This is a genomic window from Aquisphaera insulae, assembly GCF_011064615.1.
GTDB lineage: Bacteria > Planctomycetota > Planctomycetia > Isosphaerales > Isosphaeraceae > Aquisphaera > Aquisphaera insulae.
Genome location: NZ_JAALJH010000007.1, coordinates 132,708 through 155,284, shown reverse-complemented (window position 1 = coordinate 155,284; position 22,577 = coordinate 132,708). Strand labels below are relative to the sequence as shown.

Annotated in this window: 16 protein-coding genes; 2 read left to right on the top strand and 14 right to left on the bottom strand. The window is 66.0% G+C overall.

Annotated features, from left to right (window positions below; all coding sequences use genetic code 11):
* Window positions 1-51: 51 nt before the first annotated feature.
* From G6O54_RS06775 to G6O54_RS06745, 7 genes are all read right to left on the bottom strand, one after another.
* Window positions 52-1,497, bottom strand: coding sequence for a DUF1501 domain-containing protein (locus G6O54_RS06775; protein WP_165222017.1), 1,446 nt, complete (start codon window positions 1,495-1,497; stop codon window positions 52-54).
* 52 nt (window positions 1,498-1,549) lie between these two features.
* Window positions 1,550-2,542, bottom strand: a complete 993-nt coding sequence (locus G6O54_RS06770) for an RpnC/YadD family protein (protein WP_165222014.1) — start codon at window positions 2,540-2,542, stop codon at window positions 1,550-1,552.
* 68 nt (window positions 2,543-2,610) lie between these two features.
* Window positions 2,611-6,057, bottom strand: a complete 3,447-nt coding sequence (locus G6O54_RS06765; protein WP_165222011.1) for a pyruvate carboxylase — start codon at window positions 6,055-6,057, stop codon at window positions 2,611-2,613.
* Window positions 6,058-6,164: 107 nt separating this feature from the next.
* Window positions 6,165-6,860 (bottom strand): HAD family hydrolase, encoded by a 696-nt coding sequence (locus G6O54_RS06760; protein ID WP_165222008.1) that lies wholly within the window; start codon window positions 6,858-6,860, stop codon window positions 6,165-6,167.
* A gap of 54 nt (window positions 6,861-6,914) precedes the next feature.
* Window positions 6,915-7,277 (bottom strand): STAS domain-containing protein, encoded by a 363-nt coding sequence (locus G6O54_RS06755; RefSeq protein WP_165222005.1) that lies wholly within the window; start codon window positions 7,275-7,277, stop codon window positions 6,915-6,917.
* A 149-nt stretch (window positions 7,278-7,426) separates the two neighbouring features.
* Entirely contained in the window at window positions 7,427-10,264 is a 2,838-nt protein-coding gene (locus tag G6O54_RS06750) for a glycoside hydrolase domain-containing protein (protein WP_165222002.1), read from the bottom strand.
* A 276-nt stretch (window positions 10,265-10,540) separates the two neighbouring features.
* Window positions 10,541-11,374, bottom strand: a complete 834-nt coding sequence (locus G6O54_RS06745) for a hypothetical protein (protein WP_165221999.1) — start codon at window positions 11,372-11,374, stop codon at window positions 10,541-10,543.
* Between G6O54_RS06745 and G6O54_RS06740 the strand changes: the two genes are divergently transcribed.
* A complete protein-coding gene (locus G6O54_RS06740) occupies window positions 11,361-11,558 on the top strand; it encodes a hypothetical protein (RefSeq protein WP_165221996.1) in 198 nt (65 codons plus the stop codon). The two genes, G6O54_RS06745 and G6O54_RS06740, sit on opposite strands and share 14 nt — an antisense overlap.
* Before the next feature lie 287 nt (window positions 11,559-11,845).
* Here the strand turns inward: G6O54_RS06740 and G6O54_RS06735 are convergent, their stop codons facing one another.
* The 3 genes from G6O54_RS06735 to G6O54_RS06725 form a co-directional block, all read right to left on the bottom strand.
* Window positions 11,846-13,123, bottom strand: a complete 1,278-nt coding sequence (locus G6O54_RS06735) for an acyltransferase family protein (protein ID WP_250846746.1) — start codon at window positions 13,121-13,123, stop codon at window positions 11,846-11,848.
* A gap of 92 nt (window positions 13,124-13,215) precedes the next feature.
* Window positions 13,216-15,708 carry a virginiamycin B lyase family protein gene (locus G6O54_RS06730; protein ID WP_165221993.1) on the bottom strand — a complete coding sequence of 831 codons (2,493 nt, stop codon included), beginning with the start codon at window positions 15,706-15,708 and terminating at the stop codon, window positions 13,216-13,218.
* Between the two features lie 198 nt (window positions 15,709-15,906).
* Complete coding sequence (locus G6O54_RS06725; protein WP_165221990.1) at window positions 15,907-17,463, bottom strand: carboxypeptidase M32; 1,557 nt, start codon at window positions 17,461-17,463, stop codon at window positions 15,907-15,909.
* 171 nt (window positions 17,464-17,634) lie between these two features.
* Between G6O54_RS06725 and G6O54_RS06720 the strand changes: the two genes are divergently transcribed.
* A complete protein-coding gene (locus tag G6O54_RS06720; protein ID WP_165221987.1) occupies window positions 17,635-17,937 on the top strand; it encodes a hypothetical protein in 303 nt (100 codons plus the stop codon).
* Between the two features lie 38 nt (window positions 17,938-17,975).
* Here G6O54_RS06720 and G6O54_RS06715 read toward each other — a convergent pair whose 3' ends face one another.
* From G6O54_RS06715 to G6O54_RS06700, 4 genes are all read right to left on the bottom strand, one after another.
* Window positions 17,976-18,668 carry a PEP-CTERM sorting domain-containing protein gene (locus G6O54_RS06715; protein WP_165221984.1) on the bottom strand — a complete coding sequence of 231 codons (693 nt, stop codon included), beginning with the start codon at window positions 18,666-18,668 and terminating at the stop codon, window positions 17,976-17,978.
* 1,096 nt (window positions 18,669-19,764) lie between these two features.
* Entirely contained in the window at window positions 19,765-20,796 is a 1,032-nt protein-coding gene (locus G6O54_RS06710; RefSeq protein ID WP_165221981.1) for a sigma-70 family RNA polymerase sigma factor, read from the bottom strand.
* 85 nt (window positions 20,797-20,881) lie between these two features.
* On the bottom strand, window positions 20,882-21,244 hold the full coding sequence (locus tag G6O54_RS06705) for a hypothetical protein (protein WP_165221978.1): 363 nt from the start codon (window positions 21,242-21,244) through the stop codon (window positions 20,882-20,884).
* A gap of 321 nt (window positions 21,245-21,565) precedes the next feature.
* A complete protein-coding gene (locus G6O54_RS06700; protein ID WP_165221976.1) occupies window positions 21,566-22,324 on the bottom strand; it encodes a pentapeptide repeat-containing protein in 759 nt (252 codons plus the stop codon).
* Between the last annotated feature and the right edge of the window lie 253 nt (window positions 22,325-22,577).

Genomic DNA, 22,577 nt, shown 5'->3' with positions numbered 1-22,577 from the left:
CGAGGCGGGATGAACTCCTCCGGTCCATATGACGTGCCGGGGGCGATCCTCTTAGGCGAGGATCGGCCGGATCACCTTGCCGTGAACGTCGGTCAACCGGCGGCGGGTGCCGTTGTGGTAGAAGGTCAGCTTCTCGTGATCGAGGCCCAGGAGGTGAAGGATGGTGGCGTGGAAGTCGTGGACGTCAACCACGTCCTCGACGGCCTGGTAGCCGAACTCGTCGGTGGCGCCGAAGCTGAAGGCTCGCTTGACGCCGGCGCCGGCGAGCCAGGCGGTGAAGCCCTTGGGATTGTGGTCGCGGCCCTGCGTCCCCTTCTGGAAGGTCGGCATGCGGCCGAACTCGGTCGTCCAGACGACGAGCGTGTCGTCGAGCAGGCCCCGAGCCTTGAGGTCCGTCAGGAGGGCGGCGGCCGGTTGGTCCAGGATCGGGCCGTGGCGGTCGTAGTCGGACTTGATCCGCCGGTGGCCGTCCCAGTTGAGCACGCCCTCGCCCATCGCGAAGGCACCGTTGAAGAGGGTGACGAACCGGACGTCTCGCTCCAGGAGGCGTCTCGCCAGGAGACAGTTGCGGGCAAACCCGGCGAGGATCGGATTGGGGTCGTCCAGGCCGTAGAGGGCCCGCGTGGCCGGAGTCTCGGAGGCGAGGTCGCCGACCTCCGGGGCGCTGAGCTGCATCCGGGCGGCCAGCTCGTACGAGGCGATCCGGGCGGCCAGCTCGGTGTCGCCGGGGTTCCGCTTCAGATGCTCGTCGTTGAGGAGCTTGAGGAAATCGCGCCCGGCGCGGTCGTCGGCCGCGGCGAGACTCGCGGGCCGTTGCAGGTTGCGGATCGGCCGGTCGGCGTTGAATGGGGTGCCCTGATGGACGGCCGGCAGGAAGCCGCTGGTCCAGTTGGCCGGCCCCTGCTGCGGGTCGCCGCGAGGGTCCGGGATCGCCACGTAGGTGGGCAGGTCGTGATTCTCCGACCCGAGCGCGTATCCGACCCAGGCGCCGATGCTGGGGAAGCCCTCGAGCGTGAACCCCGTGCTCATGAACATCTCGCCGGGGCCGTGGGTGTTGGTCTTCGAGGTCAGCGAATGGAGGAAGCAGAGGTCGTCGGCGCGGCCGGCCAGGTGGGGCAGCAGGTCGGAGACGTACTTGCCGGACTCGCCGCGCTGGCGGAACGCCCAGGGGCTCTGATTGAGCGCCCCGTTCTCGCCCTGGAACGTGATCAGGTTCGCGGAGCCGGGCATCGGCTGGCCGTGCCGCCTGATCAGCTCGGGCTTGTAATCGAAGGTATCCAGGTGGCTGACGGCCCCGGTGCAGAAGATGTGCAGGACGCGTTTCGCCCGCGCCGGGGTCGCCGCGGCCGACGCCCCCGCCGGGACGTCCGCGGCCCTCGCCTGCGACGCCAGCAGGCTCCCCAGCGCGATCCCTCCCACCCCGCTGGCCATGTGGCCCAGGAAGCCGCGGCGATCGAGGAGGTGGCGGCCGATCAGGTCGGGGCGGGGGGCGGGCATGGCTCGGGCCTTCCTTCGTGGTGAGGAGCCGGACCGGATATCTCAAGGAGGATCACGATGTCCTGAGTCGGGCGAGGAAGGACTCGAGGTCCTTGCACGTCCCGGTGAACCTCGCCAGCTCTTCGAGTCGAGATTCGTCGGCGATCGCGTCCAGCTCGCCGAGGATGTCCTTCGCCGAACTTCCGAAGCGACCGCTCAAGACCTCCATGATGATGTGGCAGACGGCCTCATGCCTGGACTCGCGGGCGGCCTTCTCCGCCGCCTCGCGGGCGGCCTTCTCCGCCGCCTCGCGGGCGGCCTTCTCCGCCGCCTCGCGGGCGGCCTTCTCCGCCACCTCGCGGGCGGCCCGGTCCTGCTCCAGGGCCTCGCGAATCCACTCGGCCTTCAGCTCTTCGAGGAATGGCAGCTCGAGCATCGCCTTTCGCCCTCCGAGAAGTTGGAAGATCGTCTCGTCATGATACCTCAACCTCGCCAGCACCTGCGAGATCGCCATCAGGCTCTCTCGCTCCTCCGCCGGCGCCTCGCTGAGAATCCGGTCCCGGCAGCGGCGGAAGATCGGCCCCGGCGGCCCGTCGATCCGAGAGAGGGAAACCCACGGCAGAACCCCCACGTCCTCGGACGCGAGGAGGATCTCCGCGGGGATCTCCCAGAGCTCGATCAGGTGCCACTTCACCATGAACGAGGTCCGACCGCTCTCGCTCCGCAGCCGCGCCATCCGGGGCGCAGGCCGCCGGCCGCGCCGACGCAGCACCAGGACGATCACCTCCGGGACGACGCCTCGGTCCAGGTAGATCAGCGCCGCATCCCGGACCGCCTGTGCGGCGATCCGTGGCTCCGGGTAGGTGGCGACCTCCACGACATACAGGTTCGCCTCGGCCTGGGTCGCGCGCCTCGCTTCCAGGAAACCATCGGGGAGGCCGCGGGGCTGGACCACTTCCGCCTGCAGCGGCTTCCACTCGACGATATCCGCGATGCCCGCCAGCCGCAGGATCGAGGCGCCGTAGTGCTGGATCAGCCACTTGCTGCTGCGGTCATAATCGTGCATCGGAACTCCCTCCGCGACCTCGCGGTGGCCCGGGGGCGACGTCTTCGTCGCCCCCGTGAGAGCCGGCTTCAGGCGTCGGCCAGCTTCAGCAGCAGGTCGCCGGCCTTGACCTGGAGTCCCACCGACGCGACGACCTCGGCGACGCGGCCGGAGCGCTCGGCGTAGAGGGTGGTCTCCATCTTCATGGCCTCGATCGAGAGCAGCTTCTGGCCCTTGCGGACCGGATCGCCGGCGGAGACGGCGACGCCGACGACCAGGCCGGGGAGCGGGGCGCCGAGCTGGTTCGGGTCGGCCGGGTCGGCCTTCGGGGTCTCGCGGACGGCCGAGGCCAGCGAGCGGTCCACGACTTCCACCTCGCGGGGCTGGCCGTTGAGCTCGAAGAAGACCGTGCGCTTGCCGTCGGTGTGCGGCTCGCCGACGGCGAGCAGCTTGACGATCAGGGTCTTGCCCTCCTCGATCTCGACCTTGATCTCCTGGCCCGGCTCCGGGCCGTAGAAGAACAGGGGCGTTGGCAGGATTGACGTATCCGAATACGTCCGCTCGTGCGCCGCGAGGTCGGGGAAGACGCGGGGATAGAGGACGTAGCTGAGCGTGTCGCGGTTCGTGGCCGGCCGGCCGAGCAGCGCGGAGGCCTTCTCGCCGGCCGCGGCGAGGTCCGCCGGGGGGAGCCCCGCGCCGGGGCGATCGGTGGTGGCCTCGCGGCCCTTCAGGACGCGCGCGGCGATCTCCGCCGGGAAGCCCCCCGGGGGCTGGCCCAGGCGGCCCTGGAAGAGCTCGACCACGCTGTCCGGGAAGGCGAGCTCGCGGGACGGATCGAGCGCGTCCTCGGGCGTCAGGTTGTTCGCCACGAGGAAGAGCGCCATGTCGCCGACGACCTTGGACGACGGGGTCACCTTGACGATGTCGCCGAAGAGCTGGTTCACCTCGCTGTAGGCCGTGCAGACCTCCGGCCAGCGCGGCGCCAGCCCCAGCGACCTGGCCTGCTGGAAGAGGTTGGTGTACTGGCCCCCGGGCATCTCCAGGTCGTACAGGTCCGCCGCCGGCGCCCGCGGGCCGGACTCGAACGGCCCATACATGTCGCGGACGGCCTCCCAGTAGCGGCTCAGCACGATGAGCGCCTCGTGGTCCACGCCCGTGTCTCGCTCGGTGAACCGCAGCGATTCGACGACGGCGCTGAGGCTCGGCTGCGAGGTCAGGCCGGACATGCTGGCCATCGCCCCGTCGGCGACGTCGAGCCCGACGGCCGCGCCCTTCAGGACGCTCGCGGCCTGGGCGCCACCGATGTCGTGGGTGTGGAAGTGGATGGGCAGGCCGACCTCCTGGCGGAGCGCCTCGACGAGCTTCTCGGCGGCGAAGGGCTTGCAGAGGCCGGCCATGTCCTTGATGGCGATGAGGTTCGCGCCTCGCTTCTCCAGGTCCTTCGCCATGTCGACGTAGTACTTCAGGTTGTACTTGGGCCGGGCGGGGTTGAGGATGTCGCCCGTGTAGCAGATGGCCGCCTCGCAGATCGCGCCGGATTCGCGGATGGCCTCGATGGTGCGCTCCATGTTCGGCACCCAATTCAGCGAGTCGAAGACGCGGAAGACGTCGATGCCCGCCGCGGCGGCCTCCTTGACGAAAGCCTCGACGACGTTGTCCGGATAGCTCGTATAGCCGACGGCGTTCGACCCGCGGATGAGCATCTGGAAGAGGACGTTGGGGATCTTCTCCCGGAGCTGGGCCAGGCGTTCCCACGGATCTTCCTTGAGGAACCTCATGGACGTGTCGAACGTGGCGCCCCCCCACATCTCCAGCGAGAAGAGATCGGGGGCGAGGTGGGCATACGCCTCCGCCACGCGGAGCATGTCGCGGGTCCGCAGCCGGGTGGCCAGGAGCGACTGGTGGGCATCGCGGAACGTGGTGTCGGTGACCAGCAGGGGGGTTTGCTCGCGGACCCACTTCGAGAAGCCGTCGGCGCCCAGGGCCTTGAACCGCTGTCGCGTGCCCTCGGCGATCTTCTCGATGTGGTCGTAGGCCGGGGGCTCGGGCTCGCGGAGCCTCGCCAGCTCCTCGGTCCGCTTCACTCCGGGGAAGCCGTTGACGATGACCTCGGAGACATAGGTCAGCAGCTTGGTGGCGCGGTCCTGCCTCTGGGCGAACTGGAAGAGCTCCGGGGTCTGGTCGATGAACCGCGTCGTGCACCGCCCGTCCAGGAACGTCGGGTGGGTGATCACGTTGAGCAGGAACGGGATGTTCGTCTTCACGCCGCGGATGCGGTACTCCTGGAGCGCCCGCTCCATCCGCAGCGCGGCGTCCTTGAACCGCCGCCCGGACGTGGAGAGTTTCACCAGCAGCGAATCATAAAAGGGAGTAATGATGGCGCCGGAGGTCGTGCTGCCGCCGTCGAGCCGCAGTCCCGGGCCGCCGGAGGACCGGTAGTGGGTGATCCGGCCGTAATCGGGCGTGAAGTTGTTGGCCGGGTCCTCGGAGGTGATCCGGCACTGGATGGCGTAGCCGGTGGTGTGGATCGACTCCTGGCCGTCGATGCCGATCTCGTCGTCGCTCAGCTCGAAGCCCTGGGCGATCAGGATCTGGCTCTTGACGACGTCGATCCCGGTGACGACCTCCGTGATCGTGTGCTCGACCTGGAGCCGCGGGTTGACCTCGATGAAGGCGAACGTGGCGGCCTCGGCGTCCACGAGGAACTCCACCGTGCCGGCGTTCTCGTAGTTCACCTTGCGGCCGATGGCCAGCGCCGCCTGGCAGATGCCGTCGCGGAGGAAGGGCTCCAGGTTGCTGGCCGGGGCGATCTCGATCACCTTCTGATGCCGCCGCTGGATCGAGCAATCGCGCTCGTAGAGGTGGACGAGGTGCCCGTGCTTGTCGCCCAGGAGCTGGACCTCGATGTGCTTGGCCTTGCGGATGAACTTCTCGAGGAAGACGTCCGGGCAGCCGAAGGCCATGCCGGCCTCGCGGCGGGCCTGGTCGACGGCCTCGTCGAGCGCATCGGCCGACTCGACGACCCGCATGCCTCGGCCGCCTCCCCCCATCGAGGCCTTGACGATCACCGGGAAGCCCAGCCTCGCCGCGGCGGCGTGGGCGGACTCCCCCGGCTCGACGGGCTCGCTGCCGGAGAGGATCGGCACGCCGGCCTCCTCCGCCAGCTCCCGCGCCGCGACCTTGTCGCCGAGCAGGTCCAGGAGCTCCGGCGGCGGCCCGATGAAGACGATCCCGGCCTTCGCGCAGGCCCGCGCGAAATCGGCGTTCTCGGAGAGGAACCCGTATCCGGGATGGATCGCGTCGACCTGCTTCTCCTGCGCCAGGGCGACGATCCCGTCGATGTCGAGATAGCTGCGGATCGGCTCGCCCGGCTTCCCCACCTGGTAAGCCTCGTCGGCCTTCAGCCGGTGCAACGCGAAGCGATCTTCGTGCGAATAGATGGCCACCGTGCGGATGCCCAGCTCGTGGGCCGACCGGAAGACCCGTATGGCGATCTCGCCCCGATTGGCGACCATCAACTTGCGGAAGGCGCTCATGACTACCCCGAAGGTCCAGGTGTGGCCGGAGATGCCTCGAGGCGACTCGCGTCCCCCGACGTATCGACTCTCCGGCTGAGGATTATCCCCGGCATGGCTCCCGGAGACTACCCCTTGACGGCAAGGTCCCGATCCACCCATCCCAGCAGGTCGATCGGCCGCGACAGGACCGCGGCGGCGCCGTGGGCGAGCAGTTCCTCGGCACCCCGAAATCCCCAGCCGGCGCCCAGGGCGATCATGCCGGCCCGCCTCGCGGTCTCGATGTCGATCGAGGAGTCGCCGAGGTAGGCGACCCGCGCCGGCGCGACGCCGATCTCCGCGGCGATCCGCAGGGCCTCGCCGGGGTCCGGCTTGCGGGCGAAGCCCGGGCGATCGCCCAGGACGGTTGCGAAGGACCAGCGAGGCAGCAACTCCTGCACGCACCGGCGAGTAAACGGATCCGGCTTGTTGGAGAGCACGGCCAGGGGCAAGCCCCTCGCGGCCAGGCCGTCGAGGAGTTCCGGGATGCCCGGGTAGGGCCGGCTGGCGACATTCCAGCCGCGGCCGTAGGCCTCCTGGAAGCCCTCCACGCAACGGGCCAGGAGCGAGGCGTCCGACCGGACCGCCTCCTCGGGAAGGGCCCGCGCGATCAGGTTGACCACGCCGTCGCCGATGAATCGCCGGTAGGCATCCAGCGGATGCGGCGGGAAGCCGTGGCCGGCGAGCACCTCGTTGACCGATCGTCCGAGATCCTCCAGCGTGTCGAGCAGCGTGCCGTCGAGATCGAAGAGGACGGCGAGGGCGGCATCTCGGGACTCGGTCACGCGGCGCTCCTCCGGGGCGTGCGACGGATCGATCGTCGCGGGTCGAATCCCGCCTCAGCGGGTGGGGACCTCGGCTCCGGCCATCGCGCGGGCGGCGGCCTCGTCATCGGTGATGTGGAGGAAGCGATCCATGTGCAGGAGGCGGAGGATCGCGACGATCGCCGGCTGCGGCGAGTGGAGGATGAGCATGCCCCCGGATTGCTCGCAGAGCTTGTGGAATTTCACCAGCCAGCCCACCCCGGCGGAGTCGATGAAGGACGTGTTCTTGAGGTCGAACAGCACCTTCCTGGTGTAGCAGCCCGGGCCGAGGAGCGCCTCGGCCGCGCCCTTGTCGGCGGGCCGATCGCCGAGGCGGATCTCGCCGGTGTTGTGCAGGGAAACCATGCCGTTCTCGACGTTCCGCGCTGTGAGCTTCATGACCTGACCTGCGGTGAATTCCCGGGGGATCAGGCCCGAAGGCCCTACTCCTCGCCGCGACTCGAGACGAAATCCATGATACGCCAAGTCGCCCCCCGGCGAAACGGGGCCCGCCGCAAGAGGCGAAAAGCAGACGCTCCCCCGCCGGCTCACGGCTCCCGGGGCGGCGTCCGGAAGTCGATCAGCCGGGCCTCCGGCGCGGGGTGAGCCCGCGAGAGGGCTTCTCCGATGCCCGAGCGGAGCGCCCGCAGGGCGTCCGGGTCGAAGCCCGCGGCGTCGATCCGGCCGGCGTCCTCCACGCCTCCGGCCTCCGTGGCCCGGCGCGTGCCGGCGAGCTTCAGGGCCCGGCGGGCCGCGACGGCCACGGCCTGGCGCGGCAAGCCTTGCCGGCGGGCCCAGAGCGTCAGGTACTCCACATCCTGCTGGCCCCGGCGATACGCCTTGAGGCGGACCGACGGGACGACTCCGGCGCCCCGGCCCCGGGCACTTTCCCTGGGATAGAAGAGCGCCAGCTCGTCGGCCTGCCGCCACGACCCGGCGGTGCCGATCGTCTGCCAGGGGACGACGCCATCGGCCCCGAGCGTCCAGGCGTCCAGGCTCCACGACACCGGCTGCCAGTTCGACGCCGTGATCGGGTTCGTGCTCCCATATTCCAGGACGATCTCGCCGAGCCGTCGCTTGCGATCGAGGACCAACCGCGGGTATTCCCGCATCGCCGAGCTGACGACCATGTCGTCGAGCAGCCCGTCGAGCACGTCGCGCCGCCACTGGGGCCGCGAGATGTCGGCCCGGAAGACCATTCGCGGGAAGCCCCTCATTCCCGCATGCGGGATTTTCGCGCCTTCGCCCTTTCCCTCCCTCGCACGGGCCTGGTTGATTCCCTCGTGGAAGGCACGGGCGAAGTAGCGGAGCGCCCAGAAGTCCTGGAAGTTGGCCGGCTCGTCCAGGAGCCAGGGGGACGAGCCTCGCGACCAGCCGGGCTCCTTGAAGTTGTTCTTGTTGTTGAGGAAGCCCTGGAAGAGGGTGTCGTCCCAGCCCCGATCACGGAAGTGCTCGGCGAACTGCCTGGAGGAACGGACGAGGGCCCGGCGGTATGACTCCGGGAAGGCCCGGTCGGCCCAGTAGCCGTCGCGGTAGTTCCCTTCCATCGGGGTCGGCCAGTTCTCGTGGATCGGCAGGTAGAAGCACTCCACCGGCACCCCCTTGCGCGGGAGGTCCGCGAAGGCCGAGCCGTCCAGGAGCGGGCCGAAGCGGCGGTCCCAGGCCGTCCAGTCGAGTCGCCCGTCGGGACCGTCGCCGACGAGGGTCGGGGCACAGCCATCGGCGATCTCGCCCCTCTGGTTATAGGGCAGACGATTGAGAACCGTCCGATGGCGATGTGCCAGCCGATAGTAGTCGATCTCGTCCTTCGCCAGGCCGTAGGAGTTCATTTCCGGGAGGAAACTGAGGTGATCGGGCAGGCTGAAATCCCAGACCCGCAGCTCAACGGCAAGGGCCAGGCGGTCGCGACCCAGCTCGATGGTCAAGGTCCCCCGGTGCGTGCCAGCCGTCGCCTCGTGCGGCACGTAGAGCTCGGCGTGGAGGCTCCGGGCCAGGAACCGGCCGGCCGGCTCGGCCGGCGTGCGATCGCTATCCGGTCCGAGGGGGACGATCGGATCCGGCAGCGGGCCGTCGGCGGTGGGGACCAGGTGGTAGCGTCCGAAGGTCGCCTCGACGGCCCGCCCACGCCCCTCCTGCCCGTCCGTCATCTTCAGCCCGATCTTCAGGCTCTCGCTCGGGATCGGGGACTCACCCCGGACCAGGACCTGGAAGGCCACCAGCTCATTCCGGGCCGCTTCCAGGCGGATCGTCCGCGAGGCGGCATCCCAGATCGGGCTGTTCAGCAGGACGTCCGCGGGCTGGGGCGGGATCATCCGCCTCGTCTCCGGATGAACCTTCACCAGCTCGTCGATCACCGCCACCTCGGCGGCTCCGAGTCGAGGCAATCCGGCCCTCGGATCGGGGGGGGCCCTCCTGCCGCCTGCGACAGCCGGCCCTCGGAAGGGCAGATCCACCGGGTGCTCGCTCGCCAGCCTCGCCGTCACCCTTGCGGCCGGCCCCACGTTGCCGGCGGCGTCCACGGCGGATATCGCGAGCGTGACGGATTTGCCGGCTTCAAGCCCGAGATCGCGAAGGTGCATCTCCACCCGCCCGCCGGCAACGCCCGCCAGCGGGATCAACTCGCGAGGGAGTACCTTGCCGTCGAGGGTCGCCACGAAGCCGAGCGTGCCGGCCGGGCCCTCGTCCTTCGGGGTGATCCACGAGACGATCGCCTCGCCCGGCAGCCCCTCGAACGGGAGGGATTCCAGTCCCGTGGGCGGGGAGGGAGGCCGGCGATCTTCTTCACCAAGGCGGACCATCAGGTACGGGGCGCTCGCGCGATTCTGATCCTTGCTGAAGGCGAAGCGGTTGGGAAACAGGCGGAGCTTGAACCGGCCTCCTTCGTGCGAGAACTCCGAGCCCGTGTCGTCGAAGAGCAGGAAGCCGTGGCTGAGCCCGGCGACCCGGGCGGCGACCACGGCCGGGCGAACCGCGATCGATTGCCAGCCGCTCGCATCGGGGGACGTCGCGTCGGCGTTCCCCCAGTTCGTCCCGCCGTTGCCGAGGATCACGTGGCAGAGGTCGCCACCTCCGATCGACCAGGGGAGGTCGGGATGACGGCGACAGCGGAACGTCGCCCCGCCCGGATCCGTCGAATAGCTGGTGCCCGTCCCCTCGTACCATTCCGCCCCAACGCCGCCGACGGTGATTCGGAGGAGCGGCGACTCGCCGACCTGCCTCACGTGCAGTGTCGCGGCCTCGATGACCCGGCCCCGGAGCGGTGCCGTGTCCACGTCGAGGAGACTCATCTCCTGATAGCTCTTCAGCTTGAGCCGGGGCGAGGCGCCGTTGTTGCCGTCCGCCTCGGAACCGACCTGGGAAACCCAGGCATCCCGAGTCGTCTCCAATCGAAGCTCGCCCTCACCCCTTTGCGCCTGCTGAGCCCTGGCTTCCGGGGACTCGGTGGCCGTCGCTCCCGCAATCGCAAGAGTGACGATCAGGATACTTCGCCGTCGCACGAGCGATCCCCTCCACCGGAGATTGCCGGCCGCGACCATGGAATGAAAGAGGGCCGGCCTCACCATCCGGACCCTCCGAGCATGCCAGGCACGCGGGGGAGAATCCAGGAGGTAGAGCCGGCCCAAATCTGATCAGCCGCCGATCGGGCTGATCGGCCCTCAGCCTCAGCCCTGCTTGGAGGGGGCGGCCGGGGCCGCCTGGGTCGAGGGGGCGACTACCGGGGCCGCCTGGATCGTCGGCGCCACTTCCGACGCGTACGCGACCGGGGCGGCACACGGCACGATCCGCTTGACCGGCTTGTAGCAGGTGACCGCGACCTGCTCGCAGACCTTGCGGGGGATCTGCTTGGTCACGGTCTTGGGCACGCACGTCCAGGTCACGCAGGGGACCTTCTCGGTCACGACTTCCTGGACCATCCGGCACTTGGTGATCCGCTGGACGTCGTTGACGACTTCCTGGACGTACCGGGTGCGGGTGACCGGAACTTGGCGGGTGTGCGTCTCGGGGACCAACGTGGTCGTGACGACGTCGCGGGTCACCGGAACCGGCGTGTAGGTCGTGCACGCGACCGTCTTGCAGCCGCACGGATCCTTGTGGCAAAGGCCGCACTTGTGGCCGGTCGGCACGGTGACGTACTGGGTCGTCGGCTGCAAGCAGTACGAGGTCACCTGCTGGGTCGTCTGGACCGGCTTGCAAACGGTGTAGTTCTGGGTCACGTAGTCGGTCTCGTGAACCGGCTTGCACACGACCCGCTGGCGAGGAACCTCGATCGTGTCGTAGACGGGCTTGCTGACGACCCGCTGACGCTCGACGTAGTTCGTCACCGGCTCCCGAACCATCACCGTCTTGGTGACCGTGTCGTACTCCGTGTGCCAGACCTTCTTCACGACGGTGTACGGCACCATCTCCGTCACGCACTGATACGCCGGCTGCGGCGAGACGTACGCGCAGGGAGTCTGCTTGCACTTGTGACAGGCCGACGCCGTGCCGGTCGCCATCGTCAACGCGGCCGCGACCGCCAAACATCGAATCAATCCGGATCGCATGAACTTTGCCCTCTCAAGAGTTGCCTGTCCCAGGTCGTTCTCCGGCTTTCGCGTCACAAACATGATGCGGATTCAGCCGGAATATCTCAACGAAGTCTACAACATGGGAAAGATTGGCACCATGGAAAAAATTTGACGATTAGGGGCTCTGGAAAAACCTTCTCTAATCGCTTGCACGTTGAACTCTAGGACACTCCCTTCGGGGTCCAGGATGTAGAGAGGTCTCTGGAAGGCGGGATCTAGCGATTTTCGTGCCGGTCGAAAGTTGCGACTCTAACGCATGGGCAAGGTGGATGAAAGGGCCCGGTGCGGAGCGCACGGGGAATAGTGATCATTCACCAATCGAACAGAGCCGATGACCATTCGGGTAAGCGTGCCTACCGGACATCATCCTGGGCAAGCTTTGCCGGCCGATGGATTGGATCAGATCCGGACGAAGACCCTGTTGCGGTACATCCAGAAGAGGGTCAACCACAAGACTGCGAGAACGACACAGCCCCGGACAAAGGGAGCATAGACAGTCCCCAGGATGTCGAAGACGTGGGGCCCGAGATGGGTCTGGACGCTGCCAGCGATGAACGGCTCGATCAGGTGGCTGAGGCAGTAGGCCGCGATCGAGTTGGCGCCGATCACCTGGAGCGGAAAGGCCCAGATCTTCCATCCCTGGACGTCCATGACCAGGTAGAAGGTGGCCAGGAAGAGGAGGCAGAGACCGCCCGAGTAGAGCACCCAGCTTGGGGTCCAAATTCGCTTCACGACCGGGCAGACGCCGAGCTCGCCGAGTCCCCAGCCGAGCGTCAAACTGACGATCCCGGCGATCGCCAGGCCGAGGACCTTCGGGCGGGGCTTCCACGAATTCCTCAGGACGCCGCCGGCGAGCAGGCCGAGGATCATGGTCGCCAGGGTGGGGATGAAGCTGAGCGTGGCATAGCCGCCGCCGTTGAACTCGAACCGACGTGCCCGGGGGAAGAGGTTGAGGAACCAGACGTCGAACGCCCAGGCCGGGTTGGCGTTCTTGTTCCAGTGCGCGGGGAAGCCGGTGAAGTTGTACTGCTGGGCCCAGTCCGCCTTGACGCCAGCGGCCTCCGGGACGTAGTTCGTGCCCGGCGTGTAGGCGGCGAAGAGTCCCCAGTATCCGATAAGGATCGCGACGAACGCGATCCACTGAGTGCGGACCCGGCAGCGGCCGAGGAGGAAGAGGAACGTGTAGCCCAGCCCGATCTGGCTGAGCGTATCCTCGAAGGTGAAGTTCGTCCGGTCTCGACCCACCGAGCGGAGGAAGACGCCGAGGAAGATCAGGAGGAACGACCGCCAGACCGCATGGGCCGTCATCCGGCCCGGGGACTGTCCCCGGGCCATTCGGCTGGCGATCGAGAACGGCAGCGCCACGCCCACCAGGAAGGAGAACGACGGCTGGATCATGTCGTGGAGCACGCACCCCGCCCATTCCACGTGCGACTGGTGATGGCAGAGGAAGGACCAGACGGGGGCCAGGAGGTTGCTCCCGGGCACCTTCTCCGCGACCTGGCAGAACTCGAGGACCTCGGCCATCATCAGGAACATGACCAGGCCGCGGTAGGCGTCGATCGAGTCCAGGCGCTGGCCGGGAGCGAGCGAGGGCGGCGGCGCCTCGGTGAGCATCCCCTCCGCCAGGTTGGCTGCCTCATCATGCGGAGGAGTGACGGACACGTCGTGACTCATCGCGGGGGTCCTGGTCTGTCATTCGAACGCGAAGCGAGGGCGCATCTCGGCGATGCGCCCTCGCTCATTATGGACAACCCGCTCCCGCGCTGTCACGCGGGAGCGATGCTCTTCGCGTTCTTGGAGATGTTGAACGTCAGGACCGCTCCACCGACGCTGCCGAGATAGCCACCGGCCGAGCTCTTGAGGCCGCCCGGTGCGGTCCCAATCAGCTTGATCTGGCCGCCCAGCTTGAAGACCTTGGTGTTGGTAGTAACTAGCCGGATCGTTGTGCTGTTGACGATCTGGAGCGAGAAGGGGACGACATTGTTCGGCTGGAGGGACTTGACCTTCTTCTTCCCGACCTTCTGCGTCACCTGAACCAGGGCCCGAAGGGTGTAATTTCCGCCGTTGTTGAGGCTTGCCCCGTCCATCGCGGAGCTGAAGACGATCTGGAACCCGCCGAAAGTGGCCTTGCCCCGCTTCTTCTTGGGGGGGTTCATCACGATCGAGGCCGAGACGACGACCGGCGACGGCGGGATCGGATTCTGCGCGGTGATCGCGGTCGAATTCGTTCCCGTCAGGCCGGTGCTCGAGACGACCAGGGCGAGGCTGTTGCCGGCGTTGGCCAGGGTGAGGTTACCGAACGTGGCCACGCCGTTCACGGCCTGGACCGTCGTCGTCCCGCCGAGGCCACCGGCGCCCCCTGCCAGGGCGATCGTCACGTTGCCGTTGAACGTCGGGTCGACTGCGCCTGCGTCATTGACGGCCTGGACGACGACCGAGAATCCTGACCCGGTCGTGACGTTCGATGGCTGGGAGACGATGACGAGTTTGGTGGCCGGTTGGATCACATTGATGGCAGCGGTCGTCGCGGAGGTCAGGCCACTGGCCGTGACGTTCAGCGTGTACCCGTTGCCGGCCTTGTCCAGCGTCAGGCCGGAGAAGGTCGCCACGCCTTGGACCGCGGCCACGGTGAATGTTCCGCCTCCGAGCGTGCTCCCGCCGGGGTTGCTGGCCAGAGCGATCGACACGCTCCCGGCGAAGGTCGTGTCGACCGCACCCGCGTCATTGACAGCCCGCACGACGACCGAGAACGCCGTCCCGGCATTCAGGCTCGCCGGCGGTTGGGCCTGGATGACGAAGTGGGTCGCCCCCTGGACGGTCGAGCTGACGCTGATGGCCGTGGTGGGGGGGGTGGACGTAAGTCCGTTCGTGGAGACCTGCAGCGTGTAACCGTTGCCTGCCTTGTTGAGCGTGAGCCCGGAGAAGGTGGCGACGCCGTTGGTAATAGGGACCTTCAGCGTTCCGCCCAGCGTGCTTCCACCGGGATTGTTCACCAGCGAGACTGTCGCGTCTCCATTGAACGATGTATCGAGAACGCCCCCGGATGTCGTCGCATAGATGACGAGTCCGAACGGCGTATTTGCGTTCAGACTGGTCGGAGGCTGGGAATGAATCGAAAGCTGAGACGCCTGGATAACCTGGCCGATAGCACCATTCTTGTCCGTGTACCAGACGATCCCGTCTGAACCCGTCGCGACCGCCAGCAGTTTCGGTGTTGGATTGTTGATAGGGGACCCACCGGCGGTATTCTGGATCGTTGCAGGTGCTGGAGAGCTTGTGAGGCCGTGACTCGCGATGTCAAACTCATAGACGCGGGCCTGAACGGGGTCCGCGAACCAGATATTGCCGTCACCGCCCGTCGTGATCCGATACGGATAGGGAATACCATCGGGGGTCGCGGCGAAGGGAAACTCGGTCACCGCATGGGTTGTGGGGTCGATTCTGGCCAATTCGGCGGCGGTCACGACGTTGCTATTGGTTACATTTACCAGGCTTACCCAGATGCTGTTGTCGGACCCCAGAATGATATCGACGGGTTTCATGCCTGATGCCTGGGGAATCTGGATGCTGGGAACCCACTGATTCAACGTAGGATTGTATGCTCCTACGGCGGCCACGGGAGTCGAACCGCTCGCATCATATTCGGTGAACCAGAGCTGGCCGGCGGCGGACACGATCTGAGAGGTCAGCGAATTGAAGCCGATCTGATTGTGGGCAGTGATGGTAAGCGGGTTGACATTTCCCGCCGAATCGACCCTGCCAAGAATATTATTGGCGGTATCAGTGTACCACATCGCGCCGTCGGGGCCGGCCACCAGTGACGTAGGCCTGGCGGGGAAGGTTCCGCTCGGCAGGTCGACAGGCGTTTGGCCCAGTCGCCCGATTACGCTACTCCCGTAATCCGAATACCATATCGATCCGTTGGCACCAGTGGTGATATCCGAGATCGCGATGCTGCTGGGAGGATTCGTAACCGATTGAACGCCAGCCGAGGGGTTCGACGTATCGACCACGCCGATCTGGCCAGTGTTCGGCGACGTGAAATAGATCTTGCCGCCGGAGAACGTAATCGCTTCTGGGCGCAACGTGCTGCCCGCTATCGATGAGGAGAACTCCGTGATGGTAGAGAGGAGCTGTCGTGACTCGAGCACCTCGAGCTGAATGGGCAGATGCCTGGGTGTTCGGCGACGATCCGTGCTCTGGGTCTTTCGGCGAGGTCCCGAGCCGACGCTGCGGATGGGGGAGAACGGCGATCTCATCGATTTATTCCTGAGCTCCGGGGGAGAGGTCCTCTTCCGTATCCCTTAAGAATACTCCGCTCACGACCCGCCGCTAATCATTCTTCGAATGATGACGCGAATCGGCAACATTCAGAGCTACCTCCACCCCTCCGAGTGATTCCTGGCCCCTCGACGCGGCTCGCGACCTGGCCCCCCAGCATCCATCCGCAAGGGCTTTTATACGCGGTACTTGCGTCGAAGGAACGCGATCAGGAAGCGACCATCGGGCGGATTGCCCGTAGCCTTCTCTATGAGATGCTCGGCCCTATAGCAACGGCCGTGACGATGGATGCGGTCCCGAAGCCAGGTGAGAAGTCCCTGGCTATTCCCCCGTGCGAAGTCCGCCTCGAGATCGGGCTGATCGGCCTGGGCCTTCTCGTATAGCTGCGCCGCGTAGATGTTGCCCAGGGTGTACGTCGGGAAGTAGCCGAAGAGTCCCCCGCTCCAGTGCACATCCTGCAAGCAGCCGTCCGTATCGTTGGCGGGGCGTATCCCCAGAAGCTCATTATAGATCTCGCTCCAGGCCCCAGGCAGGTCGGCGGCGGTCAGGTCTCCTTTGAGGAGGGCCCTCTCGAGCTCGAAGCGGGCGATGATGTGGAGATCGTATGTGACCTCGTCGGCTTCGGTGCGGATCAGGCTCGGCTCGACCCGGTTGATTGCGGCCAGGAACTCGTCGAGCGAAACGTCCCAGAGTGCCTCATGGAAGAAGCCGCGGGCTATCGGGAACCAGTACGTCCAGAAGGCTCCCCCGTGGGCCACGAAGTTCTCCCAAAGTCTCGACTGAGACTCATGGACTCCCAGTGATGTGGCCTCTCCGACCGGCGTGCCGAACGCCTGGTGGGGCAATCCTTGCTCATATAGCGCGTGCCCGACTTCATGAATAACACCGAACAAAGCTTGGTCGAATCGGTTTTCGTCGAAGCGAGTGGTGATCCTCGTGTCTCCGGGGGCGATCCCCGTACAGAACGGATGAGCAGTCACATCGAGACGACCGCGTCGAAAGTCGAAGCCTAAGGACGACGCCACGGTCTCTGCGAACGTTCGCTGCCGATCGATCGGATATCGTCTTTGAAGGATATTCCGGAGCGGGGCTGTCTCGTGAGCACGGCGAGCACACACCTCGCCGACGGATTGAACAAGTGGTACGAGTTGCTCCCGAAGCGAACGGAAGATGGCGATCAGTTTGCCGCTCCTCGCCCCTGGCTCATACTCATCGAGCAGAGCATCATAAGTCGCATCGTCGTTATTCGCGGAATCGGCGGTGGGCAGGAGGGTTTTCAGAGCTTGCCCCTCCTCGCGCTTGAGTGTGACGATCCTCTCCAGCCAGGGGCGGAAGGTTTCGAAAGATGACCCTTGCCGAGCCGATATCCACTCCTTCTGGGCCAATGAAGTCGTCCGAGCGAGTTCCTCAACAAGCCGACGAGGCAAACATGTCGATCGCTCGTAACTCCTCCTCATTTCGCGAATATTGACGGATTCGGGGGATTCCGGACCGAAATCTCCGGCATTCGATTCGAGAACAGCCAGCATGTCGCCAAGCTTTGGATCTGTGGCTCGCTCGTGGAAGAGCCCCGCGAGCATGGCCAATTGCTCACCTCGGTGCTCGGCGCCCCCCTCTGGCATGTAGGTTTGTTCATCCCAACTCAATAGCGACGAGCAAGAACCCAGCACGCCAAGCTCCCGAGCGCGACGGATCAGGTTGTCGTATGCGACTCGAGGTTTGGCCATGGTCATTCTTCAAGGTCCTGCTTGCAAGGGCCGGATCGTAGGTCACCCTCTGCTTGATTCCTGCCACAGTGTCGACTACTAACCCATCCAGCGGGTCCGGCGAACGAGTCCCCTGCGACGCTCTGCGTGAGATTGGGGGCGTTGGGACGATGATCCGGAAAACGGGAGCCGTTGACCATGCTGATCGGGTTGCCGGTCGTGATCAAAGTAAAATTCGAAGTCCATGACCACAGGCGACCTACTGACTCTGCACGCGGGCTGATGGGTTGGAGACGGAGAACAAAGCCGTGCGGATGGATCGACGAGGAGTCTCATATGGACGCACTTCCAGTCGGCGATCGGCCACAGTTCCTCGACCAAGGGTCATCTCCGCTCAGGATGGAAGGCTTCGGGGAGACGTTCGAAAAAAAAGAATCGCCCTTTGCGGGCGATTCTCTGAACCGCAGGAGATTGAATGCCACCGTGGTGGCAAAATCATGAACGGTCCTAGGGCTGAAAATCCGGTGTCGTGGGATTCATCAGGCGATCGAAGACCGGCGGAAGAACCGGCGGAAGGTCACCAGTCCACTGAGGCCGATGCCCAGAAGGGCCATGGAGGCCGGTTCGGGGATGGCCGTGGTCGAGAATCCCTGATTGATGAACGAGAGAGAGTAGCCGGCGCTGCCGCCGAACACGGCGATGTCCTTGTGAACCCGCACCGACTTCACGCCAGCGAAATCGATCGTGAGCCCGTCGAGGATCGCATTGGCGGTCAGCTTGCCAAGCAATGCTCCGGTCGCCGCGTTATAGTACGACTCACCGATCGTGTAACCACCGTCGGTTCCAAAGCTGGAGCCGGTGGCCGAGAGATACGCGTCGGTGATGAGTCCGGTCGTGGCCGTGACGGTATACTCGATGGACCAATCCTGGACGGTACTGGGCGCCGCAACGAATGCACCGTTGAACGTCAGGCCATGCTCGTTCCCGATCGCGAACTCGGAAACATTGATACCTGAGGCAACGGGAGGAGCGCCCGTCGTCTGGGTGTACTTGAAATCCGAGAACGTCAGCGCTCCGGCATTAACCGTCGTGAAATTCCCGTTTGTCAGACCGTTTGCCAGTACGAAGCTATCGAGCTTCGTGGGCAGCGGGACATAGCCAGCCTGGGTGTTGGCACTGACGAGCGTCAGCGCCACCGCCGCCGCCATGCAACCGAAGAGAAATCGACGCATGAAATGAACCTCCGGAATTCTTGATCCTTGGGAAGAATGACCATCCTGGCCGCGAGGTTGAGCGATTGATGGCTGAGGTCAACCGCCTGGATGCCCAGGCCCCGAAACAATAGACCAATCGGATCGTGCGTTGCTTGAGTCTCGGAAGCGGTGGCCGGGTTCATCCGCCGAGCATGACCTGGCTGAGGACAGCTAGACGAATGAAGCCACCAAATCGGACGGCTGGTGGATAGCCCTGGTGCAACGAATCCTGGTCCGTCGTTCGGCTGATTCTGGCCCGGGGAGAGAGTGGCCCCTTCGCGGCAATGATTGACGGGACGTCGAGCTGGCGTCCGTATTCTCGCTTCCGTGAGAAGTCCGCCGGGCCGACGCTCGTCTCGAGCCCGTTCGCGAACTTCCTGGCTTCACCACCACTTCCGAGGAAGTCCTTTCATCGCCCGAAGGCGAGATCGGCATCATGGTGATGGTTCCGGCCCACCCTGTCAACGACAAAAAGATGCCCAACCACTCAGGCTGACCGACGTTCCCCTCAACTCACCGCAGCCGGCTTAGCGTGGAAAAGTCGAGAGAATCGCCTACTTATCTCCCTTGATGACCCCTTCGGACATGGGAAACAGCCGTCAGCCCCGAGAAACCGGGTGATACCGGCTCCCCTCGTTCACGAACTCACTTTTAGCTTTTGGAACGGTGGAGATCAAACCAAGATTGAGGGTATTGAGGAAAATCAACATCTGGCCTCCATCCGGATGGCCGATGATGCGAAAAATCGTCACTTAGTCGCCCCGATCCCTCAATCATCCAGATCTATATCCCAAAAACGCGATCAAGCATGCGTGACAGACTTCGAATGACAATTGCGTGCACACAACCAATCAAGCGTGCCTCCTCCAGGACGTCCTGCGTTGTGGCGCCATGGCGACCACGCAATGGCCACTGGATCGCATCGCTTTGTCTCACACGGATATGAGCGACCAAACAGAACGAGCCCGCCCGATCTTGAGGGCAACGCGGCGCCGGCATGGGGCGCTCGCAAGGTCCCTGGGATCGGGCGGGCTCGTCCCGCAACGATGCGGACTCGTCTCGTTCAAGCTTCGGATCAGGACATGGAAAGGGACGATCCCGGCACCCCGGGACGCGGATCGTCCTCATCGAGGGTCAACTCCAGGTTCTCACGCAGCTTCCCGAGTGCCCGATGCAGGATCTTACGCGCCCGGACAGGGCTGATGCCGAGTATCCGGCTCATCTCACAGAACTTCGTGACGGTAACCGTTCCGACCCCGCCTCGCGTCGCCCGGGGACGACGACCATTGAGGCCGAATCGGCAGTTCACGACGCGGGCCTCGAGCCGGGTGAGAGACCGAATCGCCTTCCGGAGCTGGGTCGCCGTCTCGGCCTTCTCCAGCTCCTGATCGGGGCGGCGCGGATCGACGGCCGATTCTTCCAAGGCGCTCGACTCGCCCTCTTCCACGATCGACCACCCCGTCTGCGTCTTGATCGCGGAGACGACGCTTCGAAGCCGTCGCGCCGAAAGCTGCAATTGGCTCGCGAGCTCTGCCAGGCCCCTGCTCCGCTCGCCTTCATCCCCGCGTTCGGCTTCCCCTGAAGCCTCGTTGTCCCCCGCGTGAGACACCCCGGCCTCGGCCGCGTCGAGCCCCGACTGCGCCAGGACCCGTCGACATCGGCCATGCAATCCCACCAGGTATCGAGGCAGACGAATCAGCGAGAAGTTCTCGCCGGCGGCCCGCTGCACATAGCGCCGGATCCAGGAGGCGGCATAGGGACCAAATCGGGTCTCGTATCGCTCGGGATCATAGAGTTCGGCGGCACGGATCAGGCCGCATACGCCTTCCTGGCGGAGATCCTCGGCCGTCATGCCGGGGCAATGGAAACCTCGGATGGCATGGACGACCAGGCCCAGATTGGCGGTGACGAGGGCATCGCGAGCCTCATGATCTCCGGCCTTGACGCGGGCGGCCAGCGCCCGCTCCTCGTGGACATCGAGGAGATCGGGACCATCAGGAACGGCCCTTCCTCGACCGACGGGCGGTCCCGCACGCCGGGGGGCTTCCTTCGTTCGCAGGCCCCGGCGCTCGCCAACCGCAGCATGGATGCAAAGCAAGGCGGTCATGATACTACCTCTGAAGCAAGTGCGTCGTCACGACGATGTGGATCACGCAAGGCGAGGTCAGGGGACGCGGGAAATCGGAACGGCCTCAGGCAGGCAAATCGCGATGGTCGTCCGGGGATGACCAGGACGAACTTGATGTTCGGGCCAGGCCGCGCGACGGCGAGGCCGCGGGAGCCAGGGCCCATCGTCCCGCCTCGACCGCTTCCACGGCCGCCTTCGCCGTTGGGTACGGACGGCTCCGCGGGATCACACCCACGTGAGTCAACTTGCGGACGTACCACTTGCCAGCGCGATGGCCGGAATGGAATTGCTGGGTGAAGCAGGGCGTGTAGACCACCACCGACTCCCCCGACGGCCGGTCGAGGACGCGGAGGGATCCATCCGACTGGCGGCCCCCGACATGGACGCGAGGGACAGGGATCTCGGTCACGGGAAGGAGTGAGAGCATCGCCAGGGCCCTTACCGCCGAGCTGTCCTTGCGGGGGTATGCCCTGGGCCGTGCAGACGGATCACACTTCCGGAAGGGCAGAATATCTGGTTGAGCCTCCCGCTCCGAGGATGCGGTGGCCTTGTCGTCTTCGCGACCGGAACGTGCTTCTGGCTTCATGGCGATGGAACCTCCCAGCGAAGGGCCGAGGAGCTTGATCTCTGTCGTGGACCCGGTGGATGTCGTTGCGGGCGAGGCGCGCACCCCGGGCGTAGACGCCGCCCGGGCGCCAAGGATGGGGCACGCTCCTCGATCCGTGGAGTGAGAAGGACGCGGGCCCGCTCAGGGGCAACGGGCTGATCGCCGCATACTCCCGCGCGGGTGGGAGAGAGAGGTCCAGAGCATGGGAGCGTTGGACGCTCGACACTCTCCGGCGATGGGAGGGGTCGCGGGTCCTGCGACGAGGGCGAGCGCCCGCAGGATGGGAGGCGAATTGTCCCCCGGACGGATGAACGGCCCGAGGATGGCGATCGCGCGATCCGCGTGCTCGCGATCGGCCAGGATCGCCTTGAGCCAGGCGAAAGGCCGCTCGTCGTCTCCGGCGGGGTCGGCTTCCGGGCTACCTCGACGGCCGGCGGCCCAGTCCGCCTGGCGGATCAGCTCGCGGGGGATGCAGCCCCACCGCCAATCGAGCATGGCGCCGTCGAGCTTCGCCCCGTAGAAGAGCGAACCGCGGAGGTCCGCCCCGGCCAGTCGAGCACCGTCGAGCCTCGTGGCGCGGAGGTCGGCCTGTCGGAGGTCGGCCTGTCGGAGGTCGGCGCCGCGGAGATCCGCCTCCTGGAGGTAAGTCCGCGAGAGCCTGGCGGTCCGCAGGTCGGCCCCCGAGAGGTCGACTCCGGAGAGGACGGCATGCGACAGGTCCCCCCCCCGCAGATCCAGGGCCGCCAGGAAAGCCCCCGGTGCGACCAGTCCCCTCAGGTCAGCGTACGGGAGCGGGACTCGCCTGGCTGCGGCCAGTTCGATGGCACGGGGCGGAGATCCGGCCTCGACGAGCAGGAGAGGAGTCCTGCTCCACCTATGAACGATCGAGTAAGTCGCCATGTCTGAAGTCCCCCCCGCGGCCGCGGAGGCGCGATCCGACGCCTCGCCGCTGTGCGGCCGCGATTCGATGTGCGAGTCGACCTCGATCCCGTTGACTTCGGGCCGAAATTCCCTAATGCGGGAAGACACCCCCAGGACCGTCGCGGCCCGTCCGACCTCGGGGCCGGCCCCAGCCCCCCGGGATGACGGATGGGAGGCCCTCCCCGATCGGCCGACGGGCTAGACCGATCGGGGTCGAAGCAGGGCTCTCCGC